At 66.8% G+C, this 15,163-nt stretch carries 15 protein-coding genes; 7 read left to right on the top strand and 8 right to left on the bottom strand.

Annotated features, from left to right (window positions below):
• Positions 1-27: 27 nt before the first annotated feature.
• The 3 genes from MJ602_RS08750 to MJ602_RS08740 all read right to left on the bottom strand — a co-directional run bounded on the left by MJ602_RS08750 (position 28) and on the right by MJ602_RS08740 (position 2,930).
• Positions 28-1,689, bottom strand: coding sequence for a DUF4139 domain-containing protein (locus tag MJ602_RS08750; protein WP_243020385.1), 1,662 nt, complete (start codon positions 1,687-1,689; stop codon positions 28-30).
• A gap of 74 nt (positions 1,690-1,763) precedes the next feature.
• Positions 1,764-2,225: an ABC transporter substrate-binding protein gene (locus MJ602_RS08745; RefSeq protein ID WP_243020384.1), complete on the bottom strand. Its 462-nt coding sequence runs from the start codon at positions 2,223-2,225 to the stop codon at positions 1,764-1,766.
• 27 nt (positions 2,226-2,252) lie between these two features.
• Entirely contained in the window at positions 2,253-2,930 is a 678-nt protein-coding gene (locus MJ602_RS08740; protein WP_243020383.1) for a Bax inhibitor-1/YccA family protein, read from the bottom strand.
• A 102-nt stretch (positions 2,931-3,032) separates the two neighbouring features.
• On the opposite strand from MJ602_RS08740, the gene MJ602_RS08735 reads away from it, so the two are divergent.
• From MJ602_RS08735 to MJ602_RS08715, 5 genes are all read left to right on the top strand, one after another.
• Positions 3,033-3,926: a LysR family transcriptional regulator gene (locus tag MJ602_RS08735; protein WP_243020382.1), complete on the top strand. Its 894-nt coding sequence runs from the start codon at positions 3,033-3,035 to the stop codon at positions 3,924-3,926.
• A 28-nt stretch (positions 3,927-3,954) separates the two neighbouring features.
• On the top strand, positions 3,955-4,761 hold the full coding sequence (locus tag MJ602_RS08730) for a substrate-binding periplasmic protein (RefSeq protein ID WP_243020381.1): 807 nt from the start codon (positions 3,955-3,957) through the stop codon (positions 4,759-4,761).
• 111 nt (positions 4,762-4,872) lie between these two features.
• A complete protein-coding gene (locus MJ602_RS08725) occupies positions 4,873-5,685 on the top strand; it encodes a substrate-binding periplasmic protein (RefSeq protein ID WP_243020380.1) in 813 nt (270 codons plus the stop codon).
• Positions 5,676-7,073, top strand: coding sequence for a GGDEF domain-containing protein (locus MJ602_RS08720; protein WP_243020379.1), 1,398 nt, complete (start codon positions 5,676-5,678; stop codon positions 7,071-7,073). The genes MJ602_RS08725 and MJ602_RS08720 overlap by 10 nt, the downstream gene beginning before the upstream one ends.
• Positions 7,070-7,804 carry a substrate-binding periplasmic protein gene (locus MJ602_RS08715; RefSeq protein WP_243020378.1) on the top strand — a complete coding sequence of 245 codons (735 nt, stop codon included), beginning with the start codon at positions 7,070-7,072 and terminating at the stop codon, positions 7,802-7,804. The genes MJ602_RS08720 and MJ602_RS08715 overlap by 4 nt, the downstream gene beginning before the upstream one ends.
• A gap of 14 nt (positions 7,805-7,818) precedes the next feature.
• Here MJ602_RS08715 and thiL read toward each other — a convergent pair whose 3' ends face one another.
• From thiL to apaG, 5 genes are all read right to left on the bottom strand, one after another.
• A complete protein-coding gene (thiL, locus tag MJ602_RS08710) occupies positions 7,819-8,802 on the bottom strand; it encodes a thiamine-phosphate kinase (protein WP_243020377.1) in 984 nt (327 codons plus the stop codon).
• Positions 8,803-8,834: 32 nt separating this feature from the next.
• Positions 8,835-9,956, bottom strand: a complete 1,122-nt coding sequence (locus MJ602_RS08705; protein ID WP_243020376.1) for a YbdK family carboxylate-amine ligase — start codon at positions 9,954-9,956, stop codon at positions 8,835-8,837.
• On the bottom strand, positions 9,946-11,208 hold the full coding sequence (locus tag MJ602_RS08700) for a cation:proton antiporter (protein ID WP_243020375.1): 1,263 nt from the start codon (positions 11,206-11,208) through the stop codon (positions 9,946-9,948). Before MJ602_RS08700 ends, MJ602_RS08705 begins: the two co-directional genes overlap by 11 nt.
• A 162-nt stretch (positions 11,209-11,370) precedes the next feature.
• The gene (locus MJ602_RS08695) at positions 11,371-13,353 is read right to left on the bottom strand and encodes a site-specific recombinase (protein ID WP_423246697.1); all 1,983 of its coding nucleotides are present in this window, start codon (positions 13,351-13,353) and stop codon (positions 11,371-11,373) included.
• The gene (gene apaG, locus MJ602_RS08690; RefSeq protein WP_162014964.1) at positions 13,350-13,760 is read right to left on the bottom strand and encodes a Co2+/Mg2+ efflux protein ApaG; all 411 of its coding nucleotides are present in this window, start codon (positions 13,758-13,760) and stop codon (positions 13,350-13,352) included. Before apaG ends, MJ602_RS08695 begins: the two co-directional genes overlap by 4 nt.
• Positions 13,761-13,790: 30 nt before the next feature.
• On the opposite strand from apaG, the gene rpe reads away from it, so the two are divergent.
• Positions 13,791-14,471 carry a ribulose-phosphate 3-epimerase gene (gene rpe, locus MJ602_RS08685; protein WP_162014965.1) on the top strand — a complete coding sequence of 227 codons (681 nt, stop codon included), beginning with the start codon at positions 13,791-13,793 and terminating at the stop codon, positions 14,469-14,471.
• Positions 14,471-15,163 carry a phosphoglycolate phosphatase gene (gph, locus tag MJ602_RS08680; RefSeq protein ID WP_243020374.1) on the top strand — a complete coding sequence of 231 codons (693 nt, stop codon included), beginning with the start codon at positions 14,471-14,473 and terminating at the stop codon, positions 15,161-15,163. The genes rpe and gph overlap by 1 nt, the downstream gene beginning before the upstream one ends.

Genomic DNA, 15,163 nt, shown 5'->3' with positions numbered 1-15,163 from the left:
CTTGCTTGGGAGCGGCCCGGCGCGCGCTCATGGACGCTCCTGCAACTGGATGTCCGCGGGATAGCGCACCCAGTGCTCGGCGGCAAAGCTGGCGCTGGCGCCTGCGCCCAGGTTCTGGCGCCAGGCGATGGTGCCCGGGGTGCCGTTCCAGGCCAGTTCGGCGGGCTGGGGGGTGTAGCGCGATTCGACCTCGATCTTCTCGTTGCGCGAAACAGGCGCCGCGTGCAGCACCTGCAGGTCGATGGCGGACTTGTGGCGGTTCTCGACCTGGTAGCTGCGCCGCGTTTGGCGCTCGGTGCGCGCGCCTGTCAGGCCGGTGCTGCCGGTCATTTGCTGTGGGGCTTCAGCGCGCACCTGCACCAGCTCGTCGCGCCCGAACGAGAGGCTGGTGCGCGGCCCTTCGCCCGGTGCGGTGGATGGGAGTGCCGCAAAGTCCAGGCGACCGGTGCCCACGTAGGCGCCGTCGCGGTACAGGCCCACGCTGCCCGCGGGCCACACGCCGGGGGGCGGGGCCATGTCGGCCACCAGGTAGGCGGCCTCTTCCACGCCAGGCGCGGCGCGCACCAGCAGGCGCGCCGGGGCCTGGTGGGTGCCCAGCGCCAGGGTGATGCGCTGGCCGTTGGATGGCACGGAAATGCGCTGGGGCACCGCAAATTCGGTGGCAAAGCCCTTGTCCACGGTTCTCACGTCGAAGCTGGGCATGTCCTCGGCCTGGCGGCGTTCCATGGCCTTGGGTGCGGGGGCGGCGGGAGCAGGAGCCATGGCCGCCATGGGCATGGCGGCGGCTGGTGGGGGGGGCGGTGCCACGTCCAGAGTCCACGGCCGGGGCAAGCGCCCCTGCGTGGCCCGCTGGGGCTGGCCGGTGGAGAGCAGGAGTTGCACGTTGCCCCAGTCTTCGCCACTGTTCTGGGCCACCAAGGCCAGGCGCTCGATCTGCACGCTGGCCTTGGTTGTGTCCAGCGTGGCGCGGTAGCTGGGTTGCCAGCCGGGGCCGCGCACCTGGTAGTTCAGGCGCAGTTCGCCGTCGCGTTCGGCGGCCAGGTTCACGGTGACCGACACCACGCGTGTGCGCTGGCTGGCCAGGCGCTCGCGCTCGGCCAGCAGGGGTTTGAGGGACAGTTCCAGCGCTTCCTGCCTGCGCTGCAGCTGGTGGCTGCGTGCCTTGGTGTCCTGGCCGGTCTTGCGCAGCACGTCGGCGGTGCTGCCAATTTGCGCTGGGGGTGGGGAGGCGGTGCGGGCGGCAGGCGTGCCATCGTCGGCCGCAGGGCCTGCCGCCACGGATTTGAGGTACTGGTCCACCAACTGCAGGCCACCCGCCTCGGCCTTGAGGGCAGCGATCTGGTCTTCCAGCTCGCGGATGCGGCCGTCCAGCGGGCTGGCGCAGGCCGTGGCCACATCGCGATCCTCGGTCAGCACATGGAATTCGCCCACGCGCACGCCACTGTCGGCCTGGATCTGCAGGCTTTGCGCGTCCAGCGATGCGGGCAGGCAGGCGATGGTGAGGCTGCGGGCACCTGCGGCCACCTTGGCCACGCGCTCCACGGCCGCCACGCCGGGGTACACCGTCACGCGGGCAATACGCGACACGGCGTCCTGGGCCAGTGCGCCTGTGCTGAACAGCAGCAGTGCGGCGCAGGCCCAGAGGTTCAGAGGAAAGCGGGCTTGCGAAGGGGCAGAGGGCAGGGGCACGGCGGGGTTCTCCTATGCGAAATCGGCAGTGCGTGGCGCACTGCCGGCCATGCTAGCACCCGCCAGCCCTGGCTTTACTGCGCCGCAGCGCGTGCGGCGGCTGCCTTGGCCTTGGCTTCGTCGGCCTTGCGTTGCAGCTCCTGGGCTTCCTTTTCGGCAGCCTGGGCTTCGGCTTCCTTCTTGGCCTTGGCATCCTTGTCGCTGGCACTGCCTGCCAGGGCATTGCCCGCCATGGTGCCCGCGACAGCGCCTACAGCGGCGGCGCCCATGGTGCCCATCATGCTGGGTCCGCGTGCGGCCGGTGCTGCCGCCGCAGCGGGCGCAGGGGCCGCTGCTGCCGCTGGCGCTGCTGGTGCCGCAGGGGCCTGGGGTGCTGCTGGGGGCGTAGGCTTCGCCGGGGCCTTGCCAATGCTGGAGGGTGGGATGCTGCGCGCGCCACCACCCAGGCGCTTGGCATGGGCCGTGGTGGGCAACACGAACGCGGCCATGCTCAGGGCGATGACGGCGGCAGCGGTACGAGAGATGGAAGTGGTCATGGCAAACAATCCTTGCAAAGGGGGCGATCAGTCGTTGCCGCCCAGGCCAAACAGGCTCAGCAGGCTGGTGAACAGGTTGAACAGCGAAACGAACAAGCCCACCGTGGCGAGCACGTAGTTGGTTTCACCGCCGTTGACGATGCGGCTGGTCTCATACAGGATCAGACCGGCCGACAACAGAGCCACCATGGCCGACACCGCCAGACCCAGCGCGGGCATCTGGAAGAACATGGCCGCCAGCCCGGCGAGGATGGCAATCACCATGCCCGCGAACAGAAAACCGCCCATGAAGCTGAAGTCACGGCGCGTGGCCAGCACCCAGCCCGACAGCGCCAGGAAGGTGGCACCGGTGGCGCCCAGCGCCATGGCAATGGTCTGTGCGCCGCCAGGCAGGGCCAGTTGCGCCGCCAGCACCGGGCCCAGCGTGTAGCCCATGAAGCCGGTCAGGGCGAACACACCGCCCACGGCCCAACCGCTGTTCTGCTTTTTGTGGATGAAGAACAGCAGGCCGAAGTAGCCGGCCAGCGTGAGCAGCAGGCCCGGATGCGGCAGGCGCAGGGCCGCCGACAGGCTGGCCACGGCGGCGCTGAACAGCAGCGTGAGCGACAGCAGCGCATACGTGTTGCGCAGCACCCGGTGCGTGCCCAGGGTGGCGGCGATGCCGGTGTGTGCAGCACCGGAGCGGTAAAGCGAGGGTGAGTTCATGGTGTGGTCTCCAGTGAAAAAAACAGGTGCTCCAACGGTAGGGGAATTGATGCTTAGAAAAAAGCAGAAGAAACAAGAAATTGGTTCCTGTAATATCTGAACATGAGCATTCCATTCAACTACCGGCACCTGTATTACTTCTGGATGGTGGCCAAGGAAGGCAGCATGTCCCACGCGGCGGCGCGGCTGGACATGGCCGTGCAGACCGTGAGCGCCCAGGTGCGGGAACTGGAGCGCGACCTGGGCTGCCAGTTGCTGCGGCCCGCAGGCCGGGGCCTGGCGCTGACCGAAGCCGGCGTGGCAGCGCTGCGCCAGGCGGAGCAGATCTTTCAGCTGGGCGAGGCCTTGCCCGAACTGGTGCGCGCCCAGGCCCAACAACCCGCCGTGCGCCTGGTGGTGGGCATTGCCGATGGTCTGCCCAAGCTGGAAGTGCAGCGCCTGTTGCGCCCGGTGCTGGCGGTTCCGGGCCTGCGCCTGGTGTGCCACGAAGGCGAAATGGCCGAGTTGCTCGCCGACCTGGCGCTGCATCGGCTGGATGTGGTGCTGGCCGACCACCCCGCGCCCTTGCGTCCGCACCTGCGGGTGCACAACCACCCGCTGGGCCGCTCGGCCATGGGCTGGTACGCGGCGCCGCAGTGGTGGGAGCAGGCCGCGCAGGGCTTTCCGGCGTCGCTGCAGGAGGTGCCGGTGCTTTTGCCCACGCAGCACGTCATCGTGCGCGGCCAGATCGACCAATGGCTGGCCCAGCAGGGCCTGCGCCCGCGCGTGGTGGGCGAGTTCGAGGACAACGCCTTGCTGGAGGCCTTTGGTGGCACGGGGCTGGGTGTGTTTCCTGGCGCGGTGGCCGCGCAGGCCGAACTGGAGCGGCGCATTCAGGTGCGCCTGCTGGGTGCGTGCGAGGGGGTGGAGGAGCAGTACTACGCCATCAGCACCGAGCGCCGCGTGGCCCATCCGCTGGTGCAGCAGCTGCTGGGAGCGCGTGCCGTGCTATCGTGACGGTGCGCTCAATATGGAAAGGGTATTCATGCAGCCCATTCGCATGCACCTGGGACTTCAAGCTCTTGCGGTCATGGCCATGTTCCTGCGCCGTGCACGCTGGATGGTCGCGCTGTGCATCGCCGTGTGGACAGGTATGGCCGCCAGAGCAGCCGAGCCCGTGCGAGTGCTGACAGAGGAATTTCCTCCCTACAACTACACCGAGAACGGCCGTATCACGGGGCTGAGCACCGAGGTGGTGGAGGCGGTGTTCAAGGAGCTGGGTTGGCAGGGGCAGTTTCAATCCATGCCTTGGGCGCGTGCCTACGAAACGGCACGCACCACCCCCGGTGTGTTGATCTACAGCATCGGACGCACGCCGGAGCGCGACAAGTCTTTCAAGTGGGTGGGGGTGATTGCGCCGACGGTCTATTACCTCTACGGACGCCCGGGATACCACTACCGGGTGGATTCTCTGGAGGCCGCGAAGAACTATCAGATTGGTACCGTGAACGAGGACGTAGGCGAGCAATTCTTGGTCAAGCGTGGGTTTGAAAAAGGGAAGCACCTTCAATCGAGCGTGAAGTACGAGCACAACTACCAAAAACTGAAGGCCGGGCGGGTGGATCTTTGGATCATGAGTGAGCTGACAGCCTCCTATCTTGCGCGCCAGGCGGGCGATGACCCGCAGCAAACCTTGTTGAAGGTCTATCGGATTCCGGAACTCAGCAGCGAGGGCTACTACATGGCATTTGGCGCGCAGACGCCTGATGTCACGGTCGAATCCTTTCGCAAGGCGCTGGATGCGCTGCGCAGCAACGGCACCTACGACCGGTTGCAGCGCAAATGGCAGTGAGCATGGCTGTAGTGTTGGGAGAAGAGGCATAGCCATGTGGCCATGGTGCCGGTGGAGCTTGACCCTTGGCTGAGGGGCGTCGATACTTCCCGCCACCCTCTGCCGATTGCCATGACAACTGCTTCCCGTTCCGTCAATGTGCCGCCTACCATGGCACGCGCATCACCGCCCTGGGGCTGGCCGCGTTGGGTGGCAGTGCTGTGCTGTGTGTGTTCGGGATTTGGTGCGGTGTCAGCCGCCGAACCGGTGCGCGTTTTGACCGAGGAGTTTCCGCCTTACAACTACACCGAGCGCGGGCGGATCACAGGACTGGGCACCGAAGTTGTCGAGGCAGTGCTCAAGGAACTGGGCCTGCAGGGGCAGTTCCAGTCCGTGCCCTGGGCGCGTGCCTACGAAACGGCCATTAGCACCCCTGGAGTGCTGATCTACTCCATTTTGCGGACGCCCGAGCGGGAAAAGAGCTTCAAATGGGTCGGGGTGATTGCTCCAGCGGACTACCACCTGTATGCCCTCACGGGGCGAGAGATCCGGCTGGCTTCGCTCGAAGACGCCAAGCGCTGGCAGATCGGTACGGTGCAGCAAACAGTGGGCGAGGAGTATTTGTTGACGCAGGGCTTTCATAAAGGGAAGAACCTGCAGTCGAGTGTCCGCAACGAGCTCAACTTCGACAAGCTGCAACAAGGCCGCATCGACCTGTGGATCATGAACCGCTTGACGGCGTACCAGTTGGTGCGCCAGGCGGGCCATGCGCCGGACAAGACCTTGCAGGACGTCCTGCGCATCGACGCCTTGAGCAGCCAGGGCGGCTATTACATGGCGTTTGGCGCGCAGACTCCCGATGCCATGGTGGAGCAGTTCCGCAAGGGCTTGCAAGCGATCGTGCGCAACGGCACCTATGACCGGATTCAGCGTAAATGGCAGTAGTCCCACCGACAGACCGTGAGGCTGCCCCGTCGGAGGACTCGCACACCGGGCTGCGGCGCCGGTCATTGGGCGTGCGGCTGGCATGGGCGACCATGGTGTTCTGTGGGCTCTTCATTGTGCTGAGCGTCGCGGTGTTCACAGCGCTGGCCTGGACCGAGGGGCGCGAGCGCATGCAGGCCGAGCTGGTGCAGATCGAGCAGGCCTCGGCGGCCACCTTGTCCAAGGCGATCTGGGAGTTGGACCGCGACGCCTTGCAGGCGCATGTGCACAGTGCGATCCGCGTGCCGTCGGTGGGGCGTGTGGCCGTCAAGGTGGCGCTGGCCAACCAGGCGCCCGAGGTCATTGAGCAGGTGCGTGCGGGATGGTCTGCGCCGGGGTGGGCGCCTGCGCGCACCTTGGAGCTGGCCTACGAACCATTTCCAGGGGGGCGCCAGGTGGTGGGCGAGCTGCAACTGGCGGGTGATGAAAGTGTGTTGTGGCAACGGCTTCGGGGCGCCTTGTCGTCCATTGTGCTGGTGCAGTTGCTGCAGTCCGTGCTGCTGGCCGCCTTGATCATGGGGGTCTTCAATCGCATGGTGACCGCGCATGTGCAGCGCGTCGCCTTGCATCTGGCGCGTGTGCGGCCAGGCAATCTGCATGGCTTGCTCCGCCTGCAGCGGGTGGAGCACGCACAGGATGAATTGAGCGACCTGGTGGAAGGGGTCAACCAGCTGCAGCACAGTTTGTCGGCCTACCTGGAACAGCAGCAGCGATACGAAAAGGAGCTTGCTTCCCACCGAGACCATTTGGCGATGCTGGTGCAAGAGCGAACCGCCGAGCTGGAAACGGCCAACCAGCGCCTTCAGAACCTTGCGCGCACCGATGCCTTGACGGGGCTGCCGAATCGCCGGCATTTCGATGAGTTGCAGACCATCGAGATGCGGCGGACACGCAGAGAAAAAATGCCGCTGGCGCTGCTGATTTGCGATGTCGATTTCTTCAAGGCATACAACGATCGTCTGGGGCATGTCGCTGGGGATGAATGCCTACAGGCCGTCGCACATGCCCTGCAAGCGGGCTTGATCCGTGCCGGAGACATGGTGGCGCGCATCGGCGGTGAGGAGTTTGCCGTGCTGCTGCCCGGGGCTGACCTGGAGGGCGCAACCAGGGTCGCCGAGCGCCTGCGGGCGAAGGTTCAGGACTGCGCCATCGCCCATCCCCAGTCGGCGGCAGCGTCGGTGGTGACCGTGAGCATTGGACTGGCGGTCAGCCGTCCGGAGGCGCCGATGGAGTTTGATGCGCTGTACCACCTGGCCGATGAGGCCCTTTACCGCGCCAAGGAGGCGGGGCGTAACAGGGTCGCGGGGCCCGTCGTTCCACCTGTCATTTCCTCAGGAGCAACGCCATGAGCTTTGTCACCAAGCTACTGCTGGGCCTGTCGTGGGCCTGCGCGTTCACTTCATTGTCGGCACAGACCATCCAGGCGGTGACCGAAGATGCTCCGCCCTACACCTACGTGCAGCATGGCCGGGTGGTGGGGCCGGTGACCGAGGTGGTCGAGCAGTCGTTGCAGCGCGCAGGCTTCCAGGACTACCGAGTGAACCTGTACCCCTGGGCGCGGGCCTACGATCTGGCACTCAAGCAGCCCCATGTGCTGATCTTTCTGATTGCGCGCACCCCCGCGCGTGAAGCCCTGTTCCACTGGACGGGCGAGATCATGAAGATCGAATACCACCTGTACCGCTGGCGTGGTCGGGCGGTGGAGGTGCCGCACCTGGATGCTGCGCGCGCCTTCCGCATCGGCGTGATGCGCGACGACGTGCGCCAGCAGTACCTGCAGTCCAAGGGCTTTACCAAGCTGGTGGTGTCGGCCCAGCCGCTGGACAACTTTCGCAAGCTGGTCAGTGGCCAGGTCGATCTGGTGCCGCTCACGGCCGGGGAGGTTCAGCCGCTGTGCAAGGAGGCTGCGGTGGACTGCTCCCAACTGGAGCGGGTGTTCACGCTCCAAGAGGCCTCGACCGGTCTGTACATGGCCTACAGCCTCTCAACGCCGTCCGAGGTGGTCGAGCGCACGCGCCAGGCCTTTGAGCAGCTCAAAGCCGATGGAACGGTCAAGCGCCTGCTGGACAAGATGCCTTGAGGAAGGCGCGCGCCTCAGCCGAAATGGTCGAACGAGGCGTAGCGTTGCGCATCCAGCGCCTGGCCCTGGGCGTCCACGAGGCGCAGGCCGGGTTCGGCCTCGATGCGTCCTATGCGCGTGACCGCCGTGCCGCAGGCCTGTGCCGCCTGGGCCACGGCAGAGCGCAGCGCCGCCGGGGCGGTGAACAGCAGTTCGTAGTCGTCGCCCCCGGCCAGCGCACATTGCCGCAAAAAATCAAGGTCAAATTGGCACTTTGCGCTTTCTGAATCAGCGCAAGCAGCTATCAAAGTAATAGCAATTGACGCATCCACCGTGGCCCCTGTGCCGGAGGCGCGCAGCACATGGCCCAGGTCGCCCAGCAGCCCGTCGCTCACGTCGATGGCACTGCTGGAAATGCCGCGCAGCGCCAGGCCCAGGGCCACGCGCGGCGTGGGCTGCTCCAGCCGCCATTGCGCGGCCTGCAACAGGGGCTGCGGCAGCTGGATACGGCCCAGCAGGGCTTCCAGCGCCAGTCGGGCATCGCCCAGGTGGCCGCTCACGTACAGGTCGTCGCCTGCCCGCGCACCGCTGCGCAGCAGCGCCTGGCCGGTGGGCACTTCGCCAAACACGGTGACGCACAGGTTCAGTGGCCCGCGCGTGGTGTCGCCGCCCACCAGCGGGCAGTCGTGCGCGTCGGCCAGCTGCAGCAGGCCCTGGGCGAAGGCTTGCAGCCAGGCCTCGTTGGCCTCGGGCAGGGCCAGCGCCAGGGTGAAGCCGCGCGGCCGGGCGCCGCAGGCGGCCAGGTCCGAGAGGTTGACCGCCAGGGCCTTGTGGCCCAGGCGCTGAGGGTCGGTGCCCGCAAAGAAATGCCGCCCTTCGACCAGCATGTCGCTGGAAATGGCCCATTGCATGCCGGGGGTGGGCTGCAGCAGTGCGCAGTCGTCGCCCACACCCAGCGCCACACCGGGCGCGGCGGCGGGCCGTGTGAAGAAGCGGCGGATCAGGTCGAATTCACCCATGGGTGCGCATTGTGCGCTGGATTGCCTGGGACTCAGCCGCCGCCCCGAAAGCGCAGCGCTGCCTGGCGGCTGACCTCGGCCAGGAGCTGCTCCTGGCGCTGGCGCTCGCGCAGCCAGCGGGCATCGTTCTGGCCTGCCTGTGCCTCGCTGCGCAGCAGGTGCAGCGCCGCGGTGGCGCCATGGGTGGCGGCGTGTCCGGCAATGCGGTCCAGCGTTTGCACCAGGTGCTCGCGCAGCGGCATGTGCTGGCCCGTGGCCGGGTCCACGTACACCGCGTCCAGCCCGAAGCGGCAGGCCTGGAAGCGGTTGTAGGTATAGACGAGGTAGTCGTCTTCTTCGGGCATGAAGGGCTGTTCGGCCAGAAACCAGGCGGCCAGCGATTGCACGAAGCCCGAGAGCGCCGCCGCGCGCTCGATGGTCAGCGGCGTGTCGAACACGCGGATTTCGATGGTGCCGTACTCGGGCTTGGGGCGGATGTCCCAGTAGAAGTCCTTCATGCTCTTGACCACGCCGGTGCGCGTCATCTTGTCGAAAAACTGGCCAAAGGCCTCCCAGGTCAGCACAAAAGGCGCGCGGCCCGAGAGCGGGAAGGCAAACACCGAGTTGAGCCGCGCCGAGTCGAACTGTGTGTCCTGTCCCTGCACAAAGGGGCTGGAGGCCGACAGCGCAATGCAGTGCGGGATGTAGCGGCTCATGCGGTGCAGCATGAGGAGTGCAGAGTCGGCGTCGGGGCAGCCGATGTGCACATGCTGGCCGAAGATGGTGAACTGCTTGGACAGGTAGCCATACAGCTCGGACAGCTCGCGAAAGCGCGGCTTGTCGTAGATGCGCCGCTCGTGCCATTGCTGGAATGGGTGCGTGCCACCGCCGACCACGGCGATGTTGAGCTTGTCCGCGCACTTGACCAGCGCATCGCGGATGGGCATGAGCTGGCCCAGCACCTCGCTGCTGCTGTGGCATACGCCAGTGGAGATCTCGATCATGCTGTTCGTCATCTCGGGCACCACGCTGCCGGGCAGCGGGATCTTCTTCATGAGGCGCAGCATGTCCTCGGCGTAGGGGGCCAGGTCGTAGTCGTGCGTGTTGACGAGCTGCAGCTCCAGCTCCACACCCAGCGTCAGGGGTTCGGAATGGTGGAAGGCCTCAAGCGCCATTGCTGTCTCCTCCTTGGCGGTTGCGTGCCAGAGCTGCCCACCAGGGCTTGGAGCTCTCGCCCGTGCGGTAGATGGCCACGGTGGCCAGGATGGCGCCCAGCACCTCCATGAGCAAAATGGCCGGCAGGGCCACACCGGCAATCAGGTGGCCGGTGGAAGGCGATGCCATGGCGAACTGCGAGGCAATCAGCAGCGCAATGGCCGACATGGGCGTCATCGCCATGCCTACCCACAGCGCCTGGCGCCAACTGGCACCGCTGCCCACGTTGCCCAGGCCCACGCCCACGGCCTTGGCCAGCAGGCGCACGAGAATCAGGGCCAGCACCACACCGACCACCGGCGCATTCCAGTCGGCCTGAGCGGCCACGGTGGATACCAGCACGAACATCAACATGGTCAGCATGGACGAGGCGCTGCCCAACTGCCGAGGCCAGGCCCAGGGGCGCGGGTGCATCTGCTTGATCAGCATGCCTGCCAGCAAAGCCGCCAACGGCGCAGAGCCGCCCATATGGGCGGCCACCGTGGTGGCCGCTGCCACCAGGGCGAGCAGCAACATGGAGGTGTTCTCGCTCGTGGGGCTCATGATGCGCAGCGCCGAGCGCAGTACCAGCGCCAGCACGGCCGCCACGAGGATGGACACGCCCAGCACCACCAGCACGGGGGACAGGCGATCCACCAGCGTGACGCTGCTGCGGTTGATGAGTTCGGAATGTGCGCTGCCCAGCGTCAAGGCATACAGGGTGGACAGCGTGGCCAGCACGATGGCGCGCTCGGTCACCGGGCCTGCGGCCTGGGTATCGGCCACCACGCGCGTGAGCACGGCGGGCGATGCGGCCAGGGCGACGAGCGCCAGCGGTATGGCGGCGCGCTCAGGCACGTCCAGCCACAGCAGCACCCAGTACACGGCAAAGTAGGTCAGTGCAGACTCGGCAATGCTCTGCACCAGCACCATGGGGTTGTGGCGGAACCAGCGCAGCGGTGTGCGGCCCCCGCATTCGAACAGCACGATGGCCATGCCCAGCTCCAGCAGAAACAGGCCGATGCCCTGCAGCGGCCAAACCGCGCCGCTGAAGCCCGCTAGCCCGGCCACGGTGCCCACGAGCGAGTAGCCAACCACCTTGGGCAAGCCCACATGGCGTTGGAACAGATAGCCGGTGAGCGCAGCAACGGCCAGCAGCAGCGACCATTGCACCGTGGGCAGTCCGGCCGAGGGGCGCAGCCACTGCGCCCAGAAGGTAAGGATTTCGTTCATGTCATTGTGTCTCCGCGTCGATCGGGGGTGGCCCAAAGGGGGCGGTCAGGCAATGGGCATCGCCGCCTGCGGTGGCAGGGGGCGGGCGGTGGCAGGAAACCTGCCAAGGAATTTACATGCCAAACACCGGCCAGGGTGTAGGACAGAGGGCTTTGTACGCCACTACGGGCGCACTGGCCAGAAAAACCCTATGGGTGCGCTGCGCAGGCGTGAACGGATCGCGTGGTAGATCCGCGAGCGATCCACGCCACTGACGTTTTGCGCGCGCAGCGCCAGCCGGAAAGCCAGCACAAAGCTGACGCCCACGTTCAGTGCGCCATTGAGGGGAATCAACGCCACAGCCCACCAGAACGCAGGCATGTGCAGGCTTTGCAGGCCCAGGCTGGCGGTGGCCGCGCCCAACTGCCCGGAGGACAGCGTCACGTGGCGCACGTCCAGCCCCAGGCCGAAAAAACCCGCCACCGCAGGTGTCAACCCCAGCATGAAGCCCAGCGAGATGTTGGCCGCAAAGCCAGAAATGTTGTCACGCAGAAAGCCTGCCCAGCGCGCGGCCCGCTGCGCACCCAGCCAGTGTGTGATGCGCGGGTTGTAGCGCAGGGCCGAATCCAAGCGGTGCAGGACGAACCAGTTTTCCGTCCACCCGGCGACGATGCTGGACGCAAACAGCAGCACCCCGGTGAATGCCGCAAACAGCACCGAGGGGCCGAGCAGGTGCAGCGAGTCGAGCACATGCAGTGCCTTGTCCTCGCTGAGGAAGGGAGCCCCCAGGACCGATGCCAGTCCCAGCGTCAGCAGCAGCGCCGCGGGATACACCACCAGCACGTTGCCCAGCACGGCTGCCACCTGCGAGCGCACCAGGTGCGTGACCTCGTCCACGAAGGACTGCACGGCGCTGTCGGAGTCAAGCTCCTTGAGCTTGGCGGCCATGGCCGGTGCCGTCATGGCGGGCTGCTTGGTCGCCACGGTGAAATGCAGCAACTGGATCAGCACAAAGCTCAGGGCATAGTTCACGCCCGCCAGAAAGCCACCCCAGAAGGCCGACAGCGCCAGCGCATACAGCCCAAACTTGACCAGCGTGGTGAAGGCCATCACCGCGCCGCCCCCGGCGGCCTTGCCCACCATGGCGCGGTATTCGGCCGGGGTGCGGGTGATGTAGTGCTCGCCGGTCTCGGCGCTGCGCTCGGCCACCTTGGCCGCCAGCAAGGATGAATTGGCACGCAGCAGCGCGCGCAGGCTGCGCCGCTCCTGCCCCACCTTGACGAGCTGTGCCAGCAACTGTGCGGCGCTCAGGGCCAGGGTGGGCGAGAGCACGCAATCGAGCAGCGCACGCACGCGCAGGATGCGCTCGCGCAACTGGCGCACACGAAACACCAGGCCCACCGAGATGCCGCTGTCCTCGAAATGCTGGTACACCGTGGCGGCAGCGGCGCGGCAGGCTTCGAGCCGCTCGCGCAGGCGCTGCGCCGCCTCGTCCAGCCGCTCGGGCGTGCGCAGGCCGTGCAGCACCTCCACGCGCAGGCTTTCCACGTCGCGGATCAGCGCGTGGAACGGTTGGGACTCGCGCGCCTGCTCGCTCATGCGCAGGCGCAGGTCAGGGGCAAAGCCGGTGGACAGGATCTGCCCGGCGCAGTAGGTGATGGCGTCCAGCAGCGCGGTCTTCCACTGCAGCCCTTGGTTGTCCGGGCCGGCCAACAGGCGCACCAGCCGGTTGAGCTGCGGCTCGGGTACCGCGGCCAGCCACTGGGCGTCAAAGGCCGTGGGCAGCGCCAGGCTGAACAGCTCCGAGGCGTCCAGCGTCTCGGGGCTGCCGGGCAGCAGCTTGTGGCGCAGGCGTGCAGCCATTTCGCTGACCATGGCGTTGCGCGGCGCAAAGCCAAAATCGGCCAGCAAGGTGGTGATGTCCACCGTCTCCACCAGCACCTGCCACCAGGCCTGCAGGCGCGATTGCAGCTCCGGGCGCGCATCCACCGCATCGATGAAGGCCTGCACCCGGTCAAGTGTGGCCGGGACGGACGCCTGGTCCCCGCGTACCCAGCCCGTCAGCTCCAGCAGCCACAGGTGGCGCTCGGCCAGGCCTGCGCCGGGGTTCAGCCGGGCCAGCAGCTGTTCCAGCTCGGCCGTTGCGGTGGTCAGGGGCGCATTCAATGCAGCACCCTCGCACCCAGGGGAGCGCTGGTGGGGCCCGTACCTGTGGCTTCCAGCAGGAACAGCGGGATGGGCACTTCGAACGCTTCGCCGTCCTCCCCCACGCAGTGGTAATGGCCGTGCATGGTGCCCGTGGGCGTACGCAGGGGGCAGCCGCTGGTGTACTGGAAGGATTCGCCCGGTTGGAGCAGGGGCTGTCGGCCCACCACCCCCAGGCCCTTGACCTCCTGGGTATGCCCCAGGGCGTCGCTGATGACCCAGTGCCGAGAGATCAGTTGCGCTGCCACCGTGCCCTGGTTGATCACCGTGACCGTGTAGGCAAACTGGTAGTCGTCCTGGGCCGGGTCGGATTGGCCGGCCAGGTATTCGGGTTGGACTTCGACGCTGAAAGCATGCTTGGGGCTCATGTCGCGAATGGTAACTGCGACAATGGCGCCATGAGCCCCACCTACCGCATTGCCCCCTCGATCCTGTCCGCCGACTTTGCCCGCCTGGGCGAGGAAGTGCGCAGCGTCATCGCCGCCGGTGCCGACTGGATCCATTTCGACGTGATGGACAACCATTACGTGCCCAACCTGACCTTTGGCCCCATGGTGTGCCAGGCGCTCAAGCCCCATGCCGTCACGCCCGCAGGCCAGGCCGTACCCATCGACGTGCACCTGATGATCCAGCCCGTGGACGCACTGGCCGCCGCCTTTGCCGAGGCCGGTGCCGACTACATCAGCTTCCACCCTGACGCCTCGGGCCATGTGCACCGCAGCATCCAGGCCATCCGCTCCAAGGGCGTCAAGCCGGGGCTGGTGTTCAACCCCGCGCAGCCGCTGGACGTGCTGGACTGGGTGATCGATGACATCGACCTCATCCTCATCATGAGCGTCAACCCCGGCTTTGGCGGCCAGAGCTTCATCGACTCGGCACTGCGCAAGATCGAGGCCGTGCGCAAGCGCATCGACGCCAGCGGCAAGGACATCCGGCTGGAGGTGGACGGCGGCATCAAGCAGGAGAACATCCGCCGCGTGGCCGACGCTGGGGCCGACACCTTCGTGGCGGGCAGCGCCATTTTTGGCAAGCCCGACTACCGCAGCGTGATCGACGCCATGCGGGCGCAGCTGGCGTGATGCAGGTCCCCTTGCAAGTAGGGGCGCTGGACGCCGCGATCATCGACCTTGACGGCACCTTGGTGGACACCCTGGGCGACTTTGCCGGGGCCCTGGGCCGCATGCTGCATGACCTGGCCTTGCCGCCGATCGACGCGACGCAGATCGAACGCATGGTGGGCAAGGGATCGGAGCATTTGCTGCGTTCAGTGCTCAATCATGTGCTGGCGCCCATGGATGAAGCGCAACGCGCTATCAAAATCGAAGCATTGTTTGCGCAGGCCTGGGCCAGTTACCAGGCACACTACCGCGCCATCAACGGCCAGTGTGCCCAGGTGTACCCCGGTGCGGACCAGGGTTTGCAGGCGCTGCGTGCGCGTGGCCTGCGCCTGGCCTGTCTGACCAACAAGCCGCACGCGTTTGCGGTGGACTTGTTGCACGCCAAGGGGCTGGCGGGGCATTTCGAGCATGTGTTCGGCGGCGACAGCTTTGAGCGCAAGAAACCCGACCCGCTGCCCCTGCGCAAAACCTGCGAGGCCCTGGGCACCCAGCCTGCGCGCACCCTGATGGTGGGCGACTCCAGCAACGATGCCCAGGCCGCCCGCGCGGCCGGCTGCCCGGTGGTGCTGGTGACCTACGGTTACAACCACGGCCAAGACGCCCGCAGCGTGGATGCGGACGGCTGGGTGGATTCGCTCGCGCAGCTGGCGTAG

The organism is Simplicispira sedimenti (assembly GCF_022760965.1).
Lineage (GTDB): Bacteria > Pseudomonadota > Gammaproteobacteria > Burkholderiales > Burkholderiaceae_C > Simplicispira > Simplicispira sedimenti.
Note: the sequence above shows the minus strand (reverse complement) of the source record. Positions and strands in the feature narration are given on the sequence as shown.

Coding starts and splice junctions, on each gene's coding strand:
- rpe (WP_162014965.1), top strand. CDS start 13,791: ATGAGCCCCACCTACCGCATTGCCCCCTCGATCCTGTCCGCCGACTTT.
- MJ602_RS08745 (WP_243020384.1), bottom strand. CDS start 2,225: ATGACCACTTCCATCTCTCGTACCGCTGCCGCCGTCATCGCCCTGAGC.
- MJ602_RS08705 (WP_243020376.1), bottom strand. CDS start 9,956: ATGGCGCTTGAGGCCTTCCACCATTCCGAACCCCTGACGCTGGGTGTG.
- MJ602_RS08700 (WP_243020375.1), bottom strand. CDS start 11,208: ATGAACGAAATCCTTACCTTCTGGGCGCAGTGGCTGCGCCCCTCGGCC.
- MJ602_RS08725 (WP_243020380.1), top strand. CDS start 4,873: ATGACAACTGCTTCCCGTTCCGTCAATGTGCCGCCTACCATGGCACGC.
- MJ602_RS08735 (WP_243020382.1), top strand. CDS start 3,033: ATGAGCATTCCATTCAACTACCGGCACCTGTATTACTTCTGGATGGTG.
- MJ602_RS08715 (WP_243020378.1), top strand. CDS start 7,070: ATGAGCTTTGTCACCAAGCTACTGCTGGGCCTGTCGTGGGCCTGCGCG.
- apaG (WP_162014964.1), bottom strand. CDS start 13,760: ATGAGCCCCAAGCATGCTTTCAGCGTCGAAGTCCAACCCGAATACCTG.
- thiL (WP_243020377.1), bottom strand. CDS start 8,802: ATGGGTGAATTCGACCTGATCCGCCGCTTCTTCACACGGCCCGCCGCC.
- gph (WP_243020374.1), top strand. CDS start 14,471: ATGCAGGTCCCCTTGCAAGTAGGGGCGCTGGACGCCGCGATCATCGAC.
- MJ602_RS08730 (WP_243020381.1), top strand. CDS start 3,955: ATGCAGCCCATTCGCATGCACCTGGGACTTCAAGCTCTTGCGGTCATG.
- MJ602_RS08740 (WP_243020383.1), bottom strand. CDS start 2,930: ATGAACTCACCCTCGCTTTACCGCTCCGGTGCTGCACACACCGGCATC.
- MJ602_RS08720 (WP_243020379.1), top strand. CDS start 5,676: ATGGCAGTAGTCCCACCGACAGACCGTGAGGCTGCCCCGTCGGAGGAC.